The sequence below is a fragment of the Methylomonas koyamae genome, assembly GCF_001644025.1.
GTDB classification, from domain to species: domain Bacteria; phylum Pseudomonadota; class Gammaproteobacteria; order Methylococcales; family Methylomonadaceae; genus Methylomonas; species Methylomonas koyamae_A.
Genome location: NZ_LUUK01000179.1, coordinates 77,199 through 96,882 on the forward strand (window position 1 = coordinate 77,199; position 19,684 = coordinate 96,882).

The 19,684-nt window shown below is 56.8% G+C and carries 16 protein-coding genes; 5 read left to right on the top strand and 11 right to left on the bottom strand.

Annotated features, from left to right (window positions below):
• Positions 1-18: 18 nt before the first annotated feature.
• The 4 genes from A1355_RS15590 to A1355_RS15605 all read right to left on the bottom strand — a co-directional run bounded on the left by A1355_RS15590 (position 19) and on the right by A1355_RS15605 (position 5,649).
• Positions 19-1,299, bottom strand: a complete 1,281-nt coding sequence (locus tag A1355_RS15590) for a PepSY-associated TM helix domain-containing protein (RefSeq protein WP_197471824.1) — start codon at positions 1,297-1,299, stop codon at positions 19-21.
• 86 nt (positions 1,300-1,385) lie between these two features.
• Positions 1,386-3,863, bottom strand: a complete 2,478-nt coding sequence (locus A1355_RS15595) for a TonB-dependent siderophore receptor (protein ID WP_064029826.1) — start codon at positions 3,861-3,863, stop codon at positions 1,386-1,388.
• Positions 3,864-4,092: 229 nt separating this feature from the next.
• On the bottom strand, positions 4,093-5,052 hold the full coding sequence (locus A1355_RS15600; protein ID WP_064029787.1) for a FecR family protein: 960 nt from the start codon (positions 5,050-5,052) through the stop codon (positions 4,093-4,095).
• A gap of 63 nt (positions 5,053-5,115) precedes the next feature.
• Positions 5,116-5,649, bottom strand: a complete 534-nt coding sequence (locus A1355_RS15605) for an RNA polymerase sigma factor (RefSeq protein ID WP_064029789.1) — start codon at positions 5,647-5,649, stop codon at positions 5,116-5,118.
• A gap of 277 nt (positions 5,650-5,926) precedes the next feature.
• Between A1355_RS15605 and A1355_RS15610 the strand changes: the two genes are divergently transcribed.
• The gene (locus A1355_RS15610) at positions 5,927-6,490 is read left to right on the top strand and encodes a chorismate--pyruvate lyase family protein (protein WP_082885576.1); all 564 of its coding nucleotides are present in this window, start codon (positions 5,927-5,929) and stop codon (positions 6,488-6,490) included.
• A gap of 531 nt (positions 6,491-7,021) precedes the next feature.
• Here the strand turns inward: A1355_RS15610 and A1355_RS15615 are convergent.
• The 6 genes from A1355_RS15615 to A1355_RS15640 form a co-directional block, all read right to left on the bottom strand.
• Positions 7,022-8,029, bottom strand: a complete 1,008-nt coding sequence (locus A1355_RS15615; RefSeq protein WP_064029791.1) for an NAD-dependent epimerase — start codon at positions 8,027-8,029, stop codon at positions 7,022-7,024.
• Positions 8,030-8,032: 3 nt separating this feature from the next.
• Positions 8,033-9,304 carry a Vi polysaccharide biosynthesis UDP-N-acetylglucosamine C-6 dehydrogenase TviB gene (tviB, locus tag A1355_RS15620; RefSeq protein WP_064029793.1) on the bottom strand — a complete coding sequence of 424 codons (1,272 nt, stop codon included), beginning with the start codon at positions 9,302-9,304 and terminating at the stop codon, positions 8,033-8,035.
• A 49-nt stretch (positions 9,305-9,353) separates the two neighbouring features.
• The gene (locus A1355_RS15625) at positions 9,354-9,965 is read right to left on the bottom strand and encodes a TetR/AcrR family transcriptional regulator (protein ID WP_064029794.1); all 612 of its coding nucleotides are present in this window, start codon (positions 9,963-9,965) and stop codon (positions 9,354-9,356) included.
• Between the two features lie 70 nt (positions 9,966-10,035).
• A complete protein-coding gene (pgsA, locus tag A1355_RS15630) occupies positions 10,036-10,596 on the bottom strand; it encodes a CDP-diacylglycerol--glycerol-3-phosphate 3-phosphatidyltransferase (protein ID WP_082885577.1) in 561 nt (186 codons plus the stop codon).
• Positions 10,586-12,427: an excinuclease ABC subunit UvrC gene (uvrC, locus tag A1355_RS15635; RefSeq protein WP_064029796.1), complete on the bottom strand. Its 1,842-nt coding sequence runs from the start codon at positions 12,425-12,427 to the stop codon at positions 10,586-10,588. Before uvrC ends, pgsA begins: the two co-directional genes overlap by 11 nt.
• Entirely contained in the window at positions 12,424-13,071 is a 648-nt protein-coding gene (locus A1355_RS15640) for a uracil-DNA glycosylase (RefSeq protein ID WP_064029798.1), read from the bottom strand. The genes uvrC and A1355_RS15640 overlap by 4 nt, the downstream gene beginning before the upstream one ends.
• A 171-nt stretch (positions 13,072-13,242) precedes the next feature.
• On the opposite strand from A1355_RS15640, the gene A1355_RS15645 reads away from it, so the two are divergent.
• From A1355_RS15645 to A1355_RS26435, 4 genes are all read left to right on the top strand, one after another.
• A complete protein-coding gene (locus A1355_RS15645; protein WP_064029800.1) occupies positions 13,243-14,136 on the top strand; it encodes a PilZ domain-containing protein in 894 nt (297 codons plus the stop codon).
• A 477-nt stretch (positions 14,137-14,613) separates the two neighbouring features.
• The gene (locus tag A1355_RS15650) at positions 14,614-16,176 is read left to right on the top strand and encodes an efflux transporter outer membrane subunit (protein ID WP_331710124.1); all 1,563 of its coding nucleotides are present in this window, start codon (positions 14,614-14,616) and stop codon (positions 16,174-16,176) included.
• A 133-nt stretch (positions 16,177-16,309) separates the two neighbouring features.
• Positions 16,310-16,744, top strand: a complete 435-nt coding sequence (locus tag A1355_RS15655) for a hypothetical protein (protein WP_157197907.1) — start codon at positions 16,310-16,312, stop codon at positions 16,742-16,744.
• A gap of 9 nt (positions 16,745-16,753) precedes the next feature.
• The gene (locus tag A1355_RS26435) at positions 16,754-16,876 is read left to right on the top strand and encodes a hypothetical protein (RefSeq protein WP_269454761.1); all 123 of its coding nucleotides are present in this window, start codon (positions 16,754-16,756) and stop codon (positions 16,874-16,876) included.
• Positions 16,877-17,126: 250 nt separating this feature from the next.
• Here the strand turns inward: A1355_RS26435 and A1355_RS15660 are convergent, their stop codons facing one another.
• The gene (locus tag A1355_RS15660; protein WP_064029806.1) at positions 17,127-19,556 is read right to left on the bottom strand and encodes a tetratricopeptide repeat protein; all 2,430 of its coding nucleotides are present in this window, start codon (positions 19,554-19,556) and stop codon (positions 17,127-17,129) included.
• Positions 19,557-19,684 lie beyond the last annotated feature (128 nt).

Consider the following 19,684-nt stretch of genomic DNA (forward strand, 5'->3'; position numbering starts at 1 on the left):
GACCAATCAAAACCGCATTCATCGGCCCGACGTTACCGAACCCATCGCGCGCAAAGTTCGCTTGGCCCGCCGTTTTTGGCGCCAGCGTATCACGCCGGTAACGAATAATACCGGACAAGCCAAACCGCTCGACAACACCAGAATCCGCCCCGGCCAACCGAAGGCATGGCCGCTATGCAAGGGCCATTGCCAATCGTAGAAAACGTCGGCGTTGGAGCCGGTGCCGGAATCGTAGACTTTCAGAACTTCGCCGCTGTATTGATCGACGGCAATCTCCCGATAGCCGACAAAGCGGCTTAATTCGTCGACATCGCGCTTCATGACCCTGAACACGTCGGTTCTGTCTTTGGGGGCATTCAACATCCACAGCCGGCCGCCAGGGTAGCTTTTCTGCACGATCGCTTCCACCCGCGACGAGCTTATCGCCACTTGTCCCTCAACCGGAGTGGCACTATCTATGGTTTCCGGAATACCGCTGTAGGCATTGGGCCGGGTCATCGTCGAGAACGGCTTGACTACTACGTCTACTCGCTCAGGCAGGGTCATGTAAATACCGGAAAACAATACCGGCAATAACACGATGCTGAAATAGAAGCCGGCGGTTTTATGCAGATCGAAGTTAAACCTGACCGAGCCCACCTTGGCTTTAAATGTCAGTGCTTGTCTGAATTTGCCGGTAAGCGGCCACCAGACGATCAAGCCGGTCAATACCGAAATAATCGAAAATGCGCCGAGAATCGCGACGATAGTGCCGCCGCTTTTGCCCATCAGCAAACACCAATGCAGTTGCATGATGAAACTGACCAAGGGCCGACCCCAGTATCGATCTTTCGGATGCCAGAGTTGTAAGCCCTGAACTCGCGCGGTGTAAGGATCGACGAAAATGTAATAGCCGTCGCCCTTGCCTGACGGGGTTTGTTCCCGGACAAAATATAAAAATTTATAGGCAATATCGGCTTTGCGTGGGTAGTACACTTTAAAAAAGTGGCTGCCCGCCGGTTTAGCGTTTTCGGCCGCCGCGACTATGTCATCCAATGGGCGTAAATTGCGCCGCCCCTCGGCCGGTAAGGATACGACCGACAACTCCGGGTTCAAAATCTCCTGCAGTTCCTGGTAGAACACCAGGATGCCGCCGGTCAGACCGACAACGGCCAGCAACAATCCCGCGCTCAAGCCGAGATAAAGATGAAACGCCAGCCAGCGTTTCCGACGGGCTTTGAGCGCGTTTAAACGGCGGGCGGAAACTGCCGACGAAGCAAGCTCAGCCATTCGCGAGTAATTCTCGGATGCTGGTTTCATGGCGATTTTCATAAACGTCAATGACTGAAAAATACGACACGGCGTGTGAACATGCGCTTCGCGCACCCTCCTATACCGGTTCCCGATTAGAACTCGACCTTAACCGAACCCATGAAAGATCGAGGCGTGCCCCAGGTTGCACGGGTTTGAAAAGGCATCGCAAATCCGTCGTGGACATACTCCTTATCCAGCAAATTGGTCACGTTGAGCTGTAACGTGACATTGGTTTTCGCCACCGTCCGCGTGTAGGCCGCCAATAGATCGATGACGCCGTAACCGGCAAAACTAAAGTCGTGATTGTCGAAAGTGGCTTTCTTGTCGCTGACCAACTCCAAACCCGCCCCAACCTTGAATCCGCGCAGAGACTCCTGCTGGAAATCGTATGTCGTCCACAGCGTGGAAGTGTGTTTGGGAATGCCGCGAAAACCGCCGCCAACTCTGATGTTATTCGGGTTGTTTTCTTTAAGAACTTCGGTTTCGGTGTATGCATAAGTGGCGATAGCGTTCCATCCCGGCAAAATTTCGCCTTTGACATCCACCTCAACGCCTCGGCTTTGCGCTTCGCCAGTCGCAACCGCGAAGCTCGGATTGAGTAAATCGGTGGTCGCGATGTTCCGCTTGGTCAATTGATAATAGGCGACCGTACTGGTCAACCGATCTTCGAAAAATGCGGTTTTAAAGCCGACCTCCCACTGTTCCGCGGTTTCCGGCGGCAAAAACGATTTATCGCTGGTTAAATTGCCATTGGTGACGCCAAAGTTTTCGACGTAGTTTCCATAGAGGCTCAGCCAGTTAATAGGTTGCCAAAGAACCCCCACCTGCGGCGTCACCGCATCGGCTTTCTGGCCGACGGTTCCGGCGAGCACGTCATACTGCTCCACATTCTGATAGCGAAATCCGCCCATGACGTGGACGTTATAAGGCAGTTTGATTTGATCTTGCAGATAAATCCCGTAAAAGTCGGTTTGGGTATGAAACGACTGGCTGGCGCGCGTCGTTGGGTCGATGGGCGGATTGCCGGTATGGACGGGGTTGTAAATGTCGATGGTGCTCGCGGCCGTGCTGCTGTAACCGACGGAATTGATGTCTTGCAAATAATAATCGCCGCCAATCAACAAGGTGTGTTTTAGAAATCCGGTATCGAAATGGCCGGTCAAATTGGTGGTCGTGAAATAGCTATCGTTTGTGAAAAAGTCGCTGGTGAGTAAGCGTCTGTTCAACGTGCGCTGGTCGGCTTGCAGCGTGCCGGGTAACATCACCACGCGGTCTCGATCCAACAACTGGATATTCAACTGCTCGGTCAATACCCAATCGTCGTTAAATTTATGAGTAAGATTCAAGCCGATCAGCTTGTCTTCGACATGGTTGCGGTTGTCCTCCATCAAATTCCGTTCGCGCGGAATGTCCGCCAAACGCGGATTGATCCAGGAGCCGTCCGCCCTGGTGCCGTCGATAATTAACGGTCGGGCATGCAGATCGTACACATTGTTTTCCTTACGGTACTCCAGCTCTAACAGCGCGGTCGTAGCTGGACTGATATTCCATTGCAGTACCGGCGCAACGAACAGTTTGTCGTAATCGACGTTTTCCCGAAACGAACCGCTTTTTTCGAAGGCGAGGTTCATTCGGTACAGCAAATCTTTATTGTCGGTCACCGGTCCGGTGGCGTCGAGGCTGGAGCGGAACAAATCAAACGAACCGAATTGCTGCTGGAACGCGTAATACGCGGTATCCAGCGGTTTTTTTGTGACGATATTGAGCATGCCGCCGGGCTCGACGCGGCCGTACAACATCGCGGCGGGGCCTTTCAGTACTTCCAGACTTTGCACGTTCGCCATGTTTCGCGTGCCTTCCGGGCCGGATGCGTCGATACGAAAGCCGTTGCGAAACAAGTTGTAGTTATAGAAGCCGCGTATGGTCACTTGGTCCGTCAAACCGCCCGCCGCCTGACCGGTGGTCACGCCGCTAACGTATTTGACGGCCTGATCGATTTTTATCGCTTGATTATCATCCAACACCGCTTTCGGAATCACCTGGACGTTGAGCGGCGTCTCCATGATCGGCGTGTCGGTTTTGGTCGCGAATGAGGTGTTGGGTACCGAGTAATCCTTGTTGAATGGGTCGGTGGCGTCGTATTGTCTTTTGCCGGACACCATCACGGCGGACATGGTCGTTAAATCCGTGGAGCGTGAGCTTGGCGCTGTTTGTAAGGTCACGCTATTTCGGCCGGTTAAGCGATAACTCAGTCCAGTCCCTCTCAACAATATCTCCAACGCCTGTTGCGGCAAGTAGTCGCCATTGACTACATTGGAGCGCGCGTTTTTCGCCAAACCTGCCGGAAAACCCACTTGCCAGTCGCTGGCCTCGATGAATGCGTTCAGCGCGTCTTCCAGCGCTTGCGCGGGGATCTGGAAATGGCGGACGGCGTCGGTTTGGCTGGCCGGTTCGGTATGGCCGGATTGAAACGGCGATAGCGTCAACATGCCGCCGAGGGTCAGCGCGATGGCCGCGCTCAAGCCGCGCGAACCTTGAGAATGGCGGATTTCAGTGGACTTTTCGATCATGATCTCTCCGGTATCGTTGGTAACGTAGACGGCGCCAATTCGGCGCATGGTTACCGAGACGTACCGGAAAGCGGATCACACACTTGCCAGATAAAATATTTTTGCCGCTTTTGCCGAAGGCACAGTTCGGCTCGGTCGGGAGAAGCCCAAATGCCGAGGACCGAGCCGAATGACCATGCGAAGACGCATGCTCCGGGCAAATACGATTTTTGGCGGGACAGCCTATGCCTTAGCGTTTTAACACCGTCAGGTACCCGTCCAAACCGTAGACTTTGGCGCCGGCGATGTCGGCCAGCGTCCGGACCAGCGCGGCGGTGTCCTGTAATTTGTAGTTGCCGGTGATCCGGATTTGCCCGAGGTCGGCGTCGGCGACGACGATGGCACCAGGATGGTAGCGGTCCAGTTCGGCGATGACATCGGCGAGCGATTTATCCTTGAAAATCAAGCGCCCCTTCAGCCAGGCAAAGCGTTGCTCCGCATCGCTGGCCGCCGGTTCCGATACGCCGGCCGCCGAAATGTCGCTATGCTGACCGGCCCGTACGGTCCGGCTTTCGCCGCGTTCGGCGCTGCAAACGACCACGCCGCTTTCGACGTCGACCGACGTGGTCGCGCCGTCGCGCACGCTGAAACGGGTTCCAACCACACTGACCGTGCCTTGCTCGGCGCGCACCACGAAGGGCCGGGCTTTGTCCGGTTGTACTTCGAAATATGCCTCCCCTTTCAACAAGGTCACGCCGCGCCGGCCGTCGGTGTAGTCGAGCGTCACCGCGCTGTCGGTATTTAAAATCAGCGCGGAACCGTCGGAGAGTATTTCCCGGCGCTGTTTGCCGGCCGCGGTGGCAACATCCGCGCGCAGTACGTCTATCCAGCCGGCGGCGAACGCCAGCCAGCCGCAGGTCAGCATCACACCGGCCGCGGCCGCCCAACCGGCCGTAAAGCGCTTGACCGGCATCGGCAACGGAATCGCCGCGTACTGCCCTAGCGCGACGGTCAAGGCCGACGAGTGCCACAGCGCTTCGGCGCGTTCGTAAGCCTGCCGGTGTTCCGGCGATAGCTGCAACCAATCAGCAAAATCCCGGCGCGCGCTGGCGTCGGCCGGTTCGCCGCTCAGGCGAGTCAGCCAGGCCAAGGCCTCGCGGTCAAGGGCGGACAGCTCGGGTGGAAATGAAGAATCGGTTGCGGTGGACATCGACGATTGGGCGGAAGTGACGACGGATAGTATCAGCTTAGCGGGTCGGCATGCATGCACGGCTCAGTCGGTACCGTTCATTTGCGCGGCCAACAAATGCGCTAACGCAACCTGGACGTTTTTCTCGACCGCGCTGCGGGAAATACCGAAATGCCGGGCAATGCGTTCGTAGGGCCAGTGGTGGAACTTGTGCATCACCAGAATTTGCCGGCGCCGTTCCGACAGGCCCTCCAGCGCTTTCATCAATAACGCGACCTGTTGCTGGTCTTCGACTTGCCGGTCCGGCGTTGGCGCGCCGGCCGGCAATCGCGCCAGCAGGTCGTCCTCGCCATCGTCATCGCGGTCGCGCTCGACGCCGGCTTGGCGCACCTGCTGCTTGCGCAGATGGTCCAAGGCCAGATTACGGCCGATCTGGTACAAAAACGGCCTGGGAAAATGAATATCCTGGGATTGCGCGGTCTGGAGCAACTTCAAATACGCTTCCTGCGCCAAGTCCTCGGCGGTCTGCGGGCAACCGACGATCGAGAAGATTGAGTGAATCAAGGATTGCCGATGATCGCGAAACAAATCGCCGACATCGACCGCTATGCTGCTCATAATCTGAACTTGGAATTGACCGCAAACGGGACTGGACTAGAGGGTAAGCAATTCGCGGGCCGCCGTTAAACGCCACGAATCTTCGGCCAGCGGCAAGGTCGGCCAGTTCAAAACTGTGTCATATGCCGCAGCCCCGAGGCATATGACACATGAAGAACCTATCATTCCGGATTCAACCGAGAACGCCGCGTCGGCGGTGTTAAAATACGCTTTTCGACCACCGTCGCACTTTCCATCCGCATGATTGCCCACATCGCATTAGTTCAAGAGGCCACCGTTGGCCAATAACAGTCGTTTGTTCGTCAAAGCACCGCTGTGGCTAGCGCGGAAATCCGCCGATCAACACCGTCTCCCTATCGATTTGCAGTCCTGGCTCGACGAAACCGACTCGTTGACCAAACGTCTGCGCGGGATTTACGGGCAGGATTTTGGGGTTTCGGTGTTGTTCAACCGCTGGCGGCCGGCCTTCATCGACGAATGCCGTTTGCTCGGCCTGCCGACCGCACGTTATCAATTGGTCAGAGAGGTGATGCTGCATGCCGCCGGCCGACCGTTGGTATTGGCGCGGACGATTTTGCCGGAACGCACCATAGAAATTGCGCATCGCAATCTGTCCCACTTGGGTAACCGGCCTCTGGGAGAAGTGATTTTTGCCTATCCGGATCTGGAGCGGCGGCAACGCCAATTCAGCCGCGCGCCCGCGTCGAACTGGTCGCCGGCCTTAGCCGAGGCCGTAGAATTGCGCGAGCCGGTTTGGGGGCGCCGCACCGTCTACGCGATCCATCAGCAACCTCTGGTAGTGGCGGAATTCTTCTTGCCGGGCTTATTTTGGAAGGGCTGAGCAAGATGGGGAGGAAACGGACGATGTTGCTGATTTTTCCGGAACGATGCGGTTTAAATGGATTCCTCCGCCGGAAAACGTTCCCTTCGGCTCCGCTCAGGGAACGCCCTGCACGCCTCGGGAGCGGAGCCGAAAAGCCTCAAACAGGTTCGCTGAGCGGAACCAACCCATCGTTCAGCACCTTCCCTAAGCGGAGCAAGAGCAGCACTCACCCGTTCCCTGAACGGAGCAAAGTACCGCCCACCCGTTCCCTGAGCAAAGCAAAAGTACCGCCCACCCGCTCCCTGAACAAAGCAAATGTACCGTGTACCTGTTCCCTAAGCGGAGCAAAAGGACCATCCACCCGCTCCCTGAGCGGAGTCGAAGGGAACGGGCCAATGATTCAGCGTTAACCGGCTGAATCACTAATTTCGGCAATCGGAGTTGTTGAATGTGCGATGAAAGCCTCAGTGCGAAAGCCATCGCACCGAGCGGGACGCCATTGGCGGCAGAAGCCGCTCCTGGCAAATTTAGCAATCGCCGATAACAGACTTAAACCCGGTAATACTCGCGATACCAGGTCACGAAACGCTCTATGCCCTCTTGTATCGTGGTACTGGGCTTATAGCCAACATCCTCGACCAAGGCTTCGACATCGGCATAGGTATCCGGTACGTCGCCGGGTTGCAGCGGCAACAGGTTTTTCTCGGCGGTTTTACCGAGAAAACGCTCCAGGGTTTCGATGTAGGCCATCAATTCCACCGGGCTTTGGTTGCCGATATTGTAGACCCGCCACGGCGCGCGACTGGTGCCGGGATCGGGTTTGGCGCCGCTCCAGTCCGGATTGGGCTCGGCGGTATGATCCAGCGTCCGAATCACGCCTTCGACGATGTCGTCGATATAGGTAAAATCGCGGCGGTGCTTGCCGTAGTTGAACACGTCGATTTTTTCGCCGGCTAATATCGCCTTGGTAAACAAAAACAAGGCCATGTCCGGACGGCCCCACGGGCCGTAGACGGTAAAAAAGCGCAGTCCGGTAGTCGGCAAGTTGTAGAGATTGCTGTAGGTGTGCGCCATCAACTCGTTAGCCTTCTTGGAAGCAGCGTACAAGCTGAGCGGATGGTCAACGTTATCGTGTACCGAAAACGGCATGGCTTCGTTGGCGCCGTACACCGAACTGCTGGAGGCATAGACCAAATGCTCGACGCCATGATGACGGCAGCCTTCCAGGATGTTGATGAAACCGACGATATTGCTATCCATGTAGGCATGCGGATTTTGCAGCGAATAGCGTACGCCAGCCTGTGCGGCCAAATTCACCACTCTTTGCGGCCGGTGGTGTTCGAACAAGCCTTCTACACCTGCGCGGTCGGCTATATCAAGCCTCACATCGGTAAAATTTGGATGATCTTTAATTCTCGCTAGCCGACTTATTTTCAAGTTGACGTCATAATAGTCGTTGAGATTGTCAACGCCAATAACCTCATCGCCTCGTTCAAGTAATTTAAACGCAAGTTGGTTACCTATAAATCCGGCGGTGCCGGTCACCATGATTTTCATCGCTTACAGTCTCGCGTCGGTCTGATCGGCCGGGAACAGATATTTCAAATCGTAAACCACCGCGTCCGGCTTGCCCAAGGCCCGAATGTCGGCGATAGCCATGTTTCTGAATTCGTCGTGGGCCACCGCCAGGATGATGGCTTCGTATTTGCCGGCTTCCGGCTGGGCTATTGGCCGAATGCCGTATTCGTGGACGGCTTCGTCGGGGTTCACCCATGGATCATAGATATCGACGTTGACGCCGTAGGTGTCCAGTTCGGCGACGATGTCAACGACGCGGGTGTTGCGGATGTCCGGGCAGTTTTCCTTGAAAGTCAAGCCGAGTATCAACACATTGGCTTGCTGCACGTGGAAACGTTTTTTCAGCATCAGCTTAACCAGTTGCGACACCACGTAAACGCCCATGCCGTCGTTGATGCGCCGACCGGACAGAATCACTTCCGGGTTGTAACCGATCGCCTGCGCCTTATGGGTCAGATAATAAGGATCGACTCCGATGCAATGCCCGCCGACCAAGCCGGGCCGGAACGGCAGAAAATTCCATTTGGTGCCGGCCGCGATCAGAACTTCCTCGGTGTCGATGCCTAAACGGTTGAAAATCAGCGCCAACTCGTTGATCAACGCGATGTTGACGTCGCGCTGGGTGTTCTCGATGACTTTCGCCGCCTCGGCCACCTTGATACAGCTGGCTTTGTGGGTGCCGGCGGTAATGATGCTTTTATAGAGTTGATCGACTTTTTCGGCGACTTCCGGCGTCGAACCGGAAGTCACTTTCAGGATATTGGTAACCCGGTGCTGCTTGTCGCCGGGGTTGATCCGTTCGGGACTGTAGCCGACAAAAAAATCCTTATTGAATGTCAAACCGGAACCGCGCTCAAGAATCGGCACGCAAACTTCCTCGGTCGCGCCGGGATAGACGGTGGATTCGTAGATGACGATGTCGCCGGACTTGATCACTTTGCCCAATGTTTCGCTGGCTTTTTGCAGCGGCGTGAAATCGGGCTGCTTATGTTCGTTGATCGGCGTCGGCACCGTGACGATGTAAAAATTGCAGTCGGCGATGTCCGACAAATCGGCGGTATAACTCAAATGAATGGCTTGCGCCAGTTCCTCTTCACTAACTTCCAGCGTGTGATCGTGGCCGGACCTCAGTTCCTCGACCCGGTTGCGATTGATATCGAAACCGACGGTCGGGTATTTATGGCCAAACTCCACAGCCAGCGGCAATCCCACATAACCCAAACCAATCATGCCGATTTTGACGTTTTTTAGCATATACACTGACTCCTGTTCCGCCGCCTAATCGCGGCCGATAGCACCAAAATTATTTTTTGACGATAGCGCCCCACGCGGTTATCCAGGCTTGCGCCAGATAACTCTCGGCCGATTTGGGCAGACTGCCGTTCAGCACCATGGCCAGCATTTGGTTGATGATGCCGAAGAAATAAGTGTAGGCCAATAAAGGATCGATGGCGCGGATTTCGCCGTCGCGCACGCCGTTTTGAAAGATACGCTTGATCTTGTTGAACGCGGCGGTCTCCAGCAGCGGCTTGGGCTCGGCCAAAAACTCCTCGCTCTTGACGAACAACAGGAATTGGACGATCTCCGGCGCATCGTCGGTCAGTTTAAACAACAGATCGACGACCTCGCGCAATTGTTCGGCGGCCTTGCGGTTGCGCCGACGGATGTCGTCCACCGAAATGCTCAAGCTGTCGAAGATTTGCTCGTGCAAGGCTTGAGCGATAGCTTGCTTGGTCTTGAAATGCTGATTGATACCGGTATTGGTTTTCAAGCCGAGCGCATCCTTCAAGTCGGTCAGCGACGTATTGAAATACCCGTTCTTGGCAAACAATTTCAACGCCGCTTGTAATACTTCTTCCTGCGTAACGTTGTGCTTTTGGGGAGTTTGTTCTAATTCTTCTTGTTCTTGTTCCATGCTTTATTTATATACAGCTTTACCTGCCGTTTACCCTCTGGTGTACGCGGTCGCGGGACCGCGTTTATCATTATTCTTTAATGGTTGAGAAAGCCGCGACCAGATAATTAACCATCGACCACAATGTCAACACGGCTGACAAGTATAGCAACCAATAACCCATACTATTGATCGGCAGACCGAACAAGTCGTCGCGATACAACAGCAAACTGATGGCGGCCATTTGCGCGGTGGTTTTCCATTTTCCGAGTTGCGACACCTTGACCTTGGCGCGCTGGCCGATTTCGGCCATCCATTCCCTGAGCGAGGCGATCGCAATCTCGCGGCCGATGATGACGGCCGCAGGTATCGCCAAATACGGATTGGCCTCCGCCTGTACCAACAACACCAACACGAATGCGACCATCAGTTTATCGGCGACCGGGTCCAAAAAGGCACCGAACGCGGTCTGCATATCCATTTTCCTAGCCAGATAGCCATCCAGCCAATCGGTCAGACCGGCGACCAGAAAGATTGACGTACACGCCAGTTTGGAATAGTCCCACGGCAGATAAAACACGATCGCCAACAGCGGAATCAAAGCGATCCGCAACAAGGTCAAATAAGTCGGTATCGTGAATCTAATGGTCATCTTGTTGATGAAATGTATCGTAAATCCGCTGTGCTAAGTGCCGACTAATGCCTTCTATGCTGGTTAACGCATCGACGCTGGCCTTGACCACGCCCTGCAAGCCGCCGAATTGTTTCAATAAACTCTGGCGGCGCTTGGGCCCCAGACCGGCAATATCCTCCAGCGTCGAGCGGTTTCTGGCTTTGCCCCGGCGTTGCCGGTGGCCGGTGATGGCAAACCGGTGCGCCTCGTCGCGAATCTGTTGTATCAACAACAAAGCCGCCGCGCCCGGCGTGACATCCAGCGGCTGATCACGACCCGCCAGAATGATTTTTTCCATGCCGGCTTTCCGATCCGGACCTTTGGCTACCCCAACTATCATAACATTGTTTATCTGCAATTCGGCCAAAGCCTTTTCCGCCTCGCCGACCTGCCCCTTGCCGCCGTCGATGAATAAAATGTCCGGCGCCGGATGTTCGCCCTGCTTTTGGCGCTTAAAGCGCCGGAACACCGCTTGATGAATCGCCGCGTAATCGTCGCCGCCGGTCACGCCTTCGATATTGAAGCGGCGGTAATCGGATTTGACCGGTCCATTGCGATCGAACACCACGCAGGACGCCACGGTCTGCTCGCCCAAGGTATGGCTGATGTCGAAGCACTCCAGCCGGGACGGGGTTTCCGGGCAATGCAATTCCTGTTGCAAACTCAAAAACCGGCCGAACAGACCTTGTTGATCGGCCAGTTTCACGTTCAACGCCGATTCGGCGTTAGTCGTCGCCATTTGCAGCCATTTGGCACGCTCGCCGCGCACGCTCGCCGAAATCGCCACCGCGCGCTTAGCCTGTTCGCCAAGTACCTCGGCCAGCAGTTCGGCTTCCGGCGGCTGATGGCTAACAATCAATTCCGCCGGCACGGTCTTGTCCAGATAAAACTGAGCGATGAAGGCTTGCAAAATCTCCGCGGGCCCGTCGTCGTCGCCAATTTTCGGGAAGAATTGGCGATTGCCCAAATTCTGGCCGGCACGGATGAAGAACACTTGCACGCAGGCCGCGCCGGCCTTGGCGGCGCAGGCCACGATGTCCACGTCACCCTTCTCGCCTTCGACGCATTGTTTTTCCAGCACCGCGCGCAAGCGCCCAATCTGATCGCGATAAAACGCCGCCGCTTCGAATTCAAGCTCGGCCGATGCCGCCTCCATCTTCGCGACCAGATTGTCGATTAATAAACCGCCCTTGCCTTCCAAGAACAAAATCGTGTTTTCAACGTCGGCGGCATAGGCCTCCTTGCCGACCAAGCCCACGCACGGCGCGGTACAACGTTCGATCTGATACTGCAAGCACGGCCGCGACCTGGCGTTGTAATACGCGTCCTCGCACTGCCGTACCGGAAATATCTTTTGCAACAGCTTCAAGGTTTCCTTGACCGCGCTGGCGCTGGGGTAAGGACCGAAATAACGGCCGCGCCGTTTCTTGGCACCGCGATGAAAGCTCAGTTGCGGGAAGTCGTGAAAACTGGAGATAAACACATAGGGATAGGATTTATCGTCGCGCAGACTGATGTTGTAGCGCGGCTTGTGGCGCTTGATCAGCTGGCTTTCCAGCAACAAGGCCTCACCCTCGGTATGCGTCACGGTGACTTCGATCGCGGCGATCCTGGCAACCATCGCCTGTTGCTTGGGCGACACCGCGTTGCCGCGAAAATAGCTCGACACCCGGTTTTTCAGGTTCTTGGCCTTGCCGATGTAAATAATCTCGGCATTGGCGTCGAGCATGCGATAAATGCCCGGCCGTTGCGTCAAGGTCTTTAAGAAGGCCTTGACGTCGAAACCGGACAGGTCGGCGCTTTCGGTCACGGCACTTCGGCTAACAAGCGTTTGACGGTTTGAAATACCTCGGCGAACATCGCCACGCTCAAGCGATTGGTTTGCACGTTGTAACGGCTGCAATGGTAAGAGCTGACCAAGGTATTCCCGTCCGGCAACTCAAAACACACGTGATGCGCGAATTTGACGGTATTGGCCTTCAAGCCGTAAGCGCGCAAAACCGCCTGATGAGCGATATTGCCCAGCGCCAGGATGACCGAATGTGCCGGCAGCGTTTTCACTTCCTCGGCCAGATACGGATTGCATTGTTTGATTTCGTCGCCGGTCGGCTTGTTTTGCGGCGGTAAACACTTAACTGCATTGGTGATCCGACAGTTCGTCAACACCAAGCCGTCCGTCAAGTTTGCCGACTCCGCTTGGTTGCTGAAACCGAAATCGTGCAAGGCCCGGTACAGCAGCAAGCCGGCATAATCGCCGGTAAACGGCCTGCCGCTGGCATTGGCGCCGTGCATGCCCGGCGCCAGCCCCACCACCAGCAAACGCGCTTGCGGATCGCCGAACGGCGCCACCGGCCGCGCGTGGTAATCGGGATGTTGACATTTGACGTCGTCGAGAAAAGCGGCCAAACGCGGGCAGAGGCGGCAATCCTGATTAAAGTATGCGGAATCGGACATAAAGATTTCGGTAATGGAAAACCCGCCGATTTTACCGGAGAGCGGCCGGTTTTGCGCTGACGGCTTTACGCCCGCCTCCTACCCGCTCTCGACCAGCGCCGGATCGGGAAGAATTTGTCAATTCGGCGCGTTTCGCTATGCTGTAGCAGGCAACCTCCACCGAGAAATTCCATGAGCGCAAACACCGGCAACCAGAACAAGATCAACCGCAGGACCGCGTTGCGCATCTACGAATCGGTCAACTTGTTTTACCGAAAAATACCCGGCGGCCAACCGCAAAACCCGCCCGACTTCGGCGATCTGCTCGATACCGACCCGAACCCGACCTATGGCTTGGCAAGCTTGCCGGTTTCGGAAAGCGTCGAAAACGATACCTTGCAAGCCAACCTCAGCACCGGAGGGATCGCCTTCACCACCGACGAAGCGCTACTGGCCGGAGACCGTTTAATGCTGAGAATCTTGCTGCTGTCCAGCCTGACGACGATCAACGTCTGCGGCGAAGTGGCCTATTGCAAGCCCAGCAACCCTTACGAAGACGACCGATATCCGTTCACGGTCGGGGCCCGCTTCGTCAACCTGAGCGACGCCGACAGCGAATTGCTACGGCAGCACATAGAACGCCACAATCGGCGGCGCATCGCGGTCAATCTGATCGGCGCGGCCGGTTTGTCGACCGTGTTGACGGCGCCCGATCTGGTTTGGGGCTTGCTGGTCGGCTTGTTCCATCATCTGCTCGAAGTGGTATTGCACTTCGCCCATCTGCTGTTCGAATACTTGGAACTGGGTTTGGATCACGTCATAGAACACACTTTTCACACCGACACCCACGAAACCCAGATCATCGTCTTTTACATTCTGGTCAGCTTCGCGGTATTGGCGCTGTATTTGCTCGGCCGCAAGATTCCGGCTTGGTACCGAAGCGCATCTAAAGCCATGCTACTGTATGTTTCGCGCAAAAAGTCCAGCCTCCTGTATTTTTGGGGACAACAAAGCCCGGTGGATAAGTGCAAAATCGTCGGCGTCGGTAGCGCCGCGCTGATCGCCTATTGGTACTTGGCGATTTGAATCCGTGAGCACATTGCCACTCACTGCTCGCACATCAACAGCCCGGCACCAGACTTTGCTGAAATGCCAGCAAGCACCGCGCATCCGAAGTCGGCACGCCGCAAACCGCGCCGCGCGTACCAGCCAGCCATATCGATCAAGTGCTTAGTTCTAGCTTGTCGGATTCTCGGTAGTGCTCGTCATTTCGGCAGGGATTGCTGAAATCCAGACCCCACGGATGGATCGAAGCTCGCCATCCGTGGCACTGGATACCCGCTTCCCGGCGGGCATGACGGTCTTTCTTCTAATCCGACAAAGTAGAATTAGCCGTCGCGCCAAATGCCGGCACGCTAAGTGCCGTTCCGGAACCTCTGCCGCGATAAACCGGTATGCGGCTTGCTAGCTCAACGCCGGCGGGAACGATACACCTAAAACCGGGTCATTGACGTCGGCGCGGACTCGCCCGTTTGCCGCAGACTAAAACACGATAAACTGACCTTGCTTGAACCCAACCGCCCGATCAACCGCTCAGCGCCCGATTCCGCCCATTCTTCCGACTTTTACCGAATCTCCACCGTCATGTTTCCTAACCCCAGACTCGCGCATTCCGTTTTGCTGTTTACGCTGCCTTTAACCGCCTGCACGGTCGGCCCCGACTACGTCCGCCCGCAAGCCAATATCTCCAACGAGTTCAAGGAAGCCCAAGGCTGGAAACCCGCTCAACCGCGCGACACTGCCTTGCCCGGCAAATGGTGGGAGATCTTCAACGATCCGATACTGAACGGACTGGAAGAACAAGTGCTTGGCGCCAACCAATCCATCGTGCAGGCCGAAGCCCAATACCGGCAAGCCCAGCACTTAGTGCAATCGGCGCAATCCTCGCTACTACCGGTCGCCACGTTGACCGGCACTTTCAACCGCTTCAAGGCCGCTACCGGCCAAAGCGTCGCGGTGTCCGGCGTGCGCAACCTGTTCGGCCAAGCGGTCGGCGTGGCCTGGGAACCGGATTTGTGGGGCACGGTACGGCGCCAGATCGAAGCCAATACCGGCAACGCCCAGGCCAGCGCGGCCACCTTGCACGCGCTGATTTTGTCCAGCCAAGCCAGCTTGGCCGACAATTACTTTCAATTGCGGACGCTGGATGCCCAGAAAGCCCTGCTCGACGAAACCGTCACCGCCTACAGCAAAACCCTGGAAATCACCCAAAACCGTTACGCGGTCGGCGTCGTCGCCAAAGCCGACGTGGTCCAGGCCGAAACCCAACTGGAAACCGCCCGTGCCCAATCCATCGATCTGGGCGTGCAGCGCGCCAAGCTGGAACACGCGATCGCGGTACTAATCGGCAAAACTCCGGCGGAACTGGCGCTGGCGCCGGCGCCGCTAAATTTGCAACCGCCGGGCATTCCGGTCAGCCTGCCCTCGGAATTGCTGGAGCGCCGGCCGGACATCGCCGCCGCCGAACGCAAAATCGCCGCCGCCAACGCCCAGATCGGCGTCGCCAAGGCCGCCTATTATCCAACCTTGAATCTGGCCACCACCAACGGCTTTCAATCCCCGACCGCCGACAATCTGTTCACAATGGCCCGCCGCTATTGGGCGCTGGGTCCGGCCGGGTTGGCCCTGACCTTGTTCGACGGCGGCGCCAAGAACGCGCAATACAAACAAGCGATCGATGCCTACGACGCCAGTGTCGCCGGTTATCGGCAAACCGTGCTGACCGGCTTTCAAGAAGTCGAGGACAATCTGGCCGCGTTAAGGATTTTGGACGAAGAAACCCAAGTCCAGGACAAGGCGGTCGCCGCCGCCAAACACGCGCTGGCACTGACCAACAACCAATATCAGGCCGGCACGGTCAGCTATTTGAACGTCATGACCGCCCAAACCGCCGCCCTGTCCAACCAACAAACCGCGGTACAACTGCTGGGCCAGCGCTTGTCCGCTTCGGTACAGTTGGTCAAAGCCGTCGGCGGCGGCTGGAACGAAACCCTGCTGCCCAGCGAGGATCAAGCCGCCGGCGAACGCAAATGGACCGATTATTTAATTTTGCCGCTGGTCGAATAAACCGCCCGAATGCGGCGCTCGCGCGGGACATCGGAACCCGGCCTCCGTCACACCACGACGAACGAACAGGCCGATCGTGCAAAAGCACACACCGCTATCGCGCGGTCTAGCAATTAATGCTGATGGAACTGCCGTGTCGCCCCGGCAAATGAAAGTCAATGGCGTGGGAGCGGCTTTAGCCGCGATTGACAGTGCTCCGACACCGAATTGGGCGACCGTGTCCGGTGACTTTCATAGCAAGGTTACGGCCGAGAACCCGATCGAATCGGATCGCCGTCTTGCGGTGACCAAATCACGGCGCTTGCGCGCCGATGCCGGCCGGCGCGGAAACATCACTCGGCATGCCGTGCCAAACCCGCAACAAACCATGTTCGACAGCGAGCGTTCCGTTCCGCACAGCGAAAAGTCTGTGTTGAACACCCAGCGTCGCCCGGTCAACACCCGCGCGTCCTGGATGAACACTCGGGCTTTCTTAATAAACACCCAATCCTCATTGCGCGACAGACAAGGTTCTACGATAAACACCGACGCATCCGTGATGAACAGTCACGCGTTTACGATGAAATAGCACCGTTGCGTGTTGATTGGAGCCTGGCCGCTGTTTGCCGGAGAAGCTTGCGTGTTCGACGAGCAAGTCCCGGTGTTCGGCGGAGATCGTCCGATGTTATTCGGAGGATTGCCGATGTTGAACGGCGGTTAGCCGGTGTTAATCGGAGAAACCTCGCTGTTCAACTGAGACGACCCGGTGTCAATCGGACAACGCTGCCGGTTCATCAGAGATGCTTGGGTGTTTGATATGGAAGACTGCACTTAATTCAGCGACGCTTGCGTTTTGGAATATCAACGCCGGGGTTCAATCATTGATGTTTGCGGTTTCGACCGACCCGGCCGAGGCTTGGAGGTGGAAGGTTCCGGTCCAAAGCCTGGGCGTCGATGGCGAAGCGGAGCAATCAGCCTTCGCCGGCCGGCCGGCGGCATTCGGCCAGAGTTTCCAATGCACCTTTAAGGTTCTTGGAACCGAGCGGGGTAAAAATTTCCACCGCCTTTTCGGCATAAGGCAAGGCTTGCTCAGCATTGCCCTGCCGAACTAGGGCATGGGCAGTACTCCGAGAATTTGCTGCTATCAACTCTCGGCGGCCTAGGGCTTCGGATAAGCTCAAGGCTTCGCGGGCCAAGGATTCGGCGACCGGCCAGTCGTTCCGGTCAAGCGCTAATGCAGCCAGATTGCCGGTATAGGTCGCGATGCCTTCCGGATAAGGTATGTTTTTCGCAATGCGCAAGGCCTCGCGGTAATCGCGCTCGGCGGCGTCCAGATCGCCGTATGACTTTTCCGCGTTTGCTAGACTGTTTAAGCAAATCGCAACATCCACGCTTTCGGGCGCCAAGCTTCTATCCAGGTCAAGAGCCGTTCGATACGCGGCTATCGCGGACTCGTATTGGCCCTGAATTTTAAACGCCAACCCTCGCAAACGCGCCGCAACCGATTTTTCGCGGGTGACCGTTAACCCCGAACGTTCCGCCGCCGACCAATGTCGTTCGGCCCGCTCGGCGCACACCAACACGAGCTCCGCTTCGCTGCGTAACATATACACCCAACCAGCGTAGTTAGCGCGCCAACCGGCTCTCCAATCATCGGCTGCCGCTAATGCCTTGGCTTCGGCATCGGTCTCCAATGCGAGCCATTCGTCCCAACGGCCGGTGAAATCCAGAAAATCTCTAAGCGCACTGCAAACGGTCTGCAACCGCTCGTTTGGCCCGAGCAATAGTATCGGCAAGGCCGGTGCCAAGCTAGGCCACTCGGCATCGAGTTTCTCGAAACGATCATGGTTGTTGTAGCCATTCTCGACGATCAGCGCATAGGCGCGCTGCTCCAGCCGACCTCCGGCGACTGCGACCGTTTCCGGCCGGCGGCGGCGCAAAAAATCGGCGACCAAGGGCACCAACACAAAGCGGCGCTCTTCGGTGTCCGGCACCACCAGCGCGCGAGCCGCCAGTGCGACGAGGGCATGTTCGGCGGCCAGCTCGTTAATCTCGGCCAATTCGGCAATGAGTTTGAGCGTCGTCGGTAGCGTGAAATGCGCCAACGCCGCCAGCACTTGGGTTTCGGCTTCGGAAAAGCTATCCAGCAAGTCGCCGAACACGAATTCCAACGGGTTGTTGCTTGCCGGCGCGGCGCGTAAAAACGCCAGCGCCGCCGCCACGGTTTTGCAGCGGCCCAAGCCCAGTTGGCCGGCCAGCCAGCGCATCAATAAGGGATTGCCGCCGGTTTCGTCGTACAGGCTGCGCCGTTCCGCGCCGCCGGCTTCGTTCAACAAGCGATTATCGCGGGCTATTTCCGCCAACAGTTGTTCGGCGGCCGGCCAATCCAGTTTATCCAAACGCACCGTTACCGCGCTGGCATCGGCGCGGCGGCGGCTGGTGACCAAGGCGCTGCAACTGCGCGGCAAGCGGTTCAAGAACGTAAACAATTGGTCGCGGTCGGTTTCCGGCAAGGTTTCCAGATTGTCCAACACCAGCAACACGTTCAGGTCCCGCAGAACTCGCAATACCGCCTCGGTGCGTTCCAGATCGGCCAGTTTGGTCAATTCGGGCTGCGCCAATTCTCGGGCGATCGCATTCAACATTTCCAGATAGCCTGGAAGCACGAAATGGCCCAGTGCGCGTTGGCCGTCGGCGGTCAGTTCCCGCTCCTTGGCGGACAGAAACACGATGCGCTCGAAGCGGCCTGCCGGCACGGATTCCGCCGCGCGTACCGCCAACGCGGTCTTGCCGATGCCGCCCGGCCCGTCGATCAGCGCGCCCCAGCCGCGCGCGTCTTCGGCCAGGGACTCCGCGATTTTTTGCAGCTCGCCGTCGCGACCGAAGAAATATTGCAGGCGCGGCAGATTGTTGGGAATCGCGGCTTGCGGCTTGATTGGCTTGGTTTTGTGCCGGCCGCTGACGTAATAATCCGCCGGTTTTTCTTCGTTCAGCGCCAAGCGCTCCAGAATCAAATCGGCGGCTTCGGCCGGGCTGATGTCGTCGAGATCGGTATACCCGGCCAAACCTCGCAAACCCTTGCCTTCGACTTTATCGAAGCGGGTCAACATGACTTCGCCGACTTTGCGGGCTTTCATCAAGCCGTAGATCGCGTTCCATTCCAAGCCGCACCATTCCTTGGTTTCGTAATCCGGGCAAAACACCGCGACCACCAAATCCGCTTCCTGTTCGTACAGGTCCGGCAAATAGAACGCCAGATCGCTACGGGAAAATTCGGCACGGTGATATTTATCGTAAAGGATCTCGGCTTTACTGAAATGTTCGGCCAATAAACCGGCCATCTGTTCGACGAATTGACGCTTTTCGCCGGCGAAGGAAAATGCGATACGGAAACGGCGCATGGTGAGGTCTATGTCAGGGCTGTTAGTTTACCGGCGTTACCGGGGTTCAGGTTTATCGTTTGGTTGAGCTTTTGAGAGGTTCCCTTCGGCTCCGCTCAGGGAACGACAGCTCCGCTCAGAGAAGGACG

Bases quoted from the DNA above. Each gene is read 5' to 3' on its own strand.
- tviB (WP_064029793.1), bottom strand. From the start codon at position 9,304: ATGCTAAAAAACGTCAAAATCGGCATGATTGGTTTGGGTTATGTGGGA.
- A1355_RS15605 (WP_064029789.1), bottom strand. From the start codon at position 5,649: ATGAGCAGCATAGCGGTCGATGTCGGCGATTTGTTTCGCGATCATCGG.
- A1355_RS15595 (WP_064029826.1), bottom strand. From the start codon at position 3,863: ATGATCGAAAAGTCCACTGAAATCCGCCATTCTCAAGGTTCGCGCGGC.
- pgsA (WP_082885577.1), bottom strand. From the start codon at position 10,596: ATGACCATTAGATTCACGATACCGACTTATTTGACCTTGTTGCGGATC.
- A1355_RS15640 (WP_064029798.1), bottom strand. From the start codon at position 13,071: ATGTCCGATTCCGCATACTTTAATCAGGATTGCCGCCTCTGCCCGCGT.
- A1355_RS15600 (WP_064029787.1), bottom strand. From the start codon at position 5,052: ATGTCCACCGCAACCGATTCTTCATTTCCACCCGAGCTGTCCGCCCTT.
- A1355_RS15590 (WP_197471824.1), bottom strand. From the start codon at position 1,299: ATGAAACCAGCATCCGAGAATTACTCGCGAATGGCTGAGCTTGCTTCG.
- A1355_RS15625 (WP_064029794.1), bottom strand. From the start codon at position 9,965: ATGGAACAAGAACAAGAAGAATTAGAACAAACTCCCCAAAAGCACAAC.
- A1355_RS15645 (WP_064029800.1), top strand. From the start codon at position 13,243: ATGAGCGCAAACACCGGCAACCAGAACAAGATCAACCGCAGGACCGCG.
- A1355_RS15615 (WP_064029791.1), bottom strand. From the start codon at position 8,029: ATGAAAATCATGGTGACCGGCACCGCCGGATTTATAGGTAACCAACTT.
- A1355_RS15660 (WP_064029806.1), bottom strand. From the start codon at position 19,556: ATGCGCCGTTTCCGTATCGCATTTTCCTTCGCCGGCGAAAAGCGTCAA.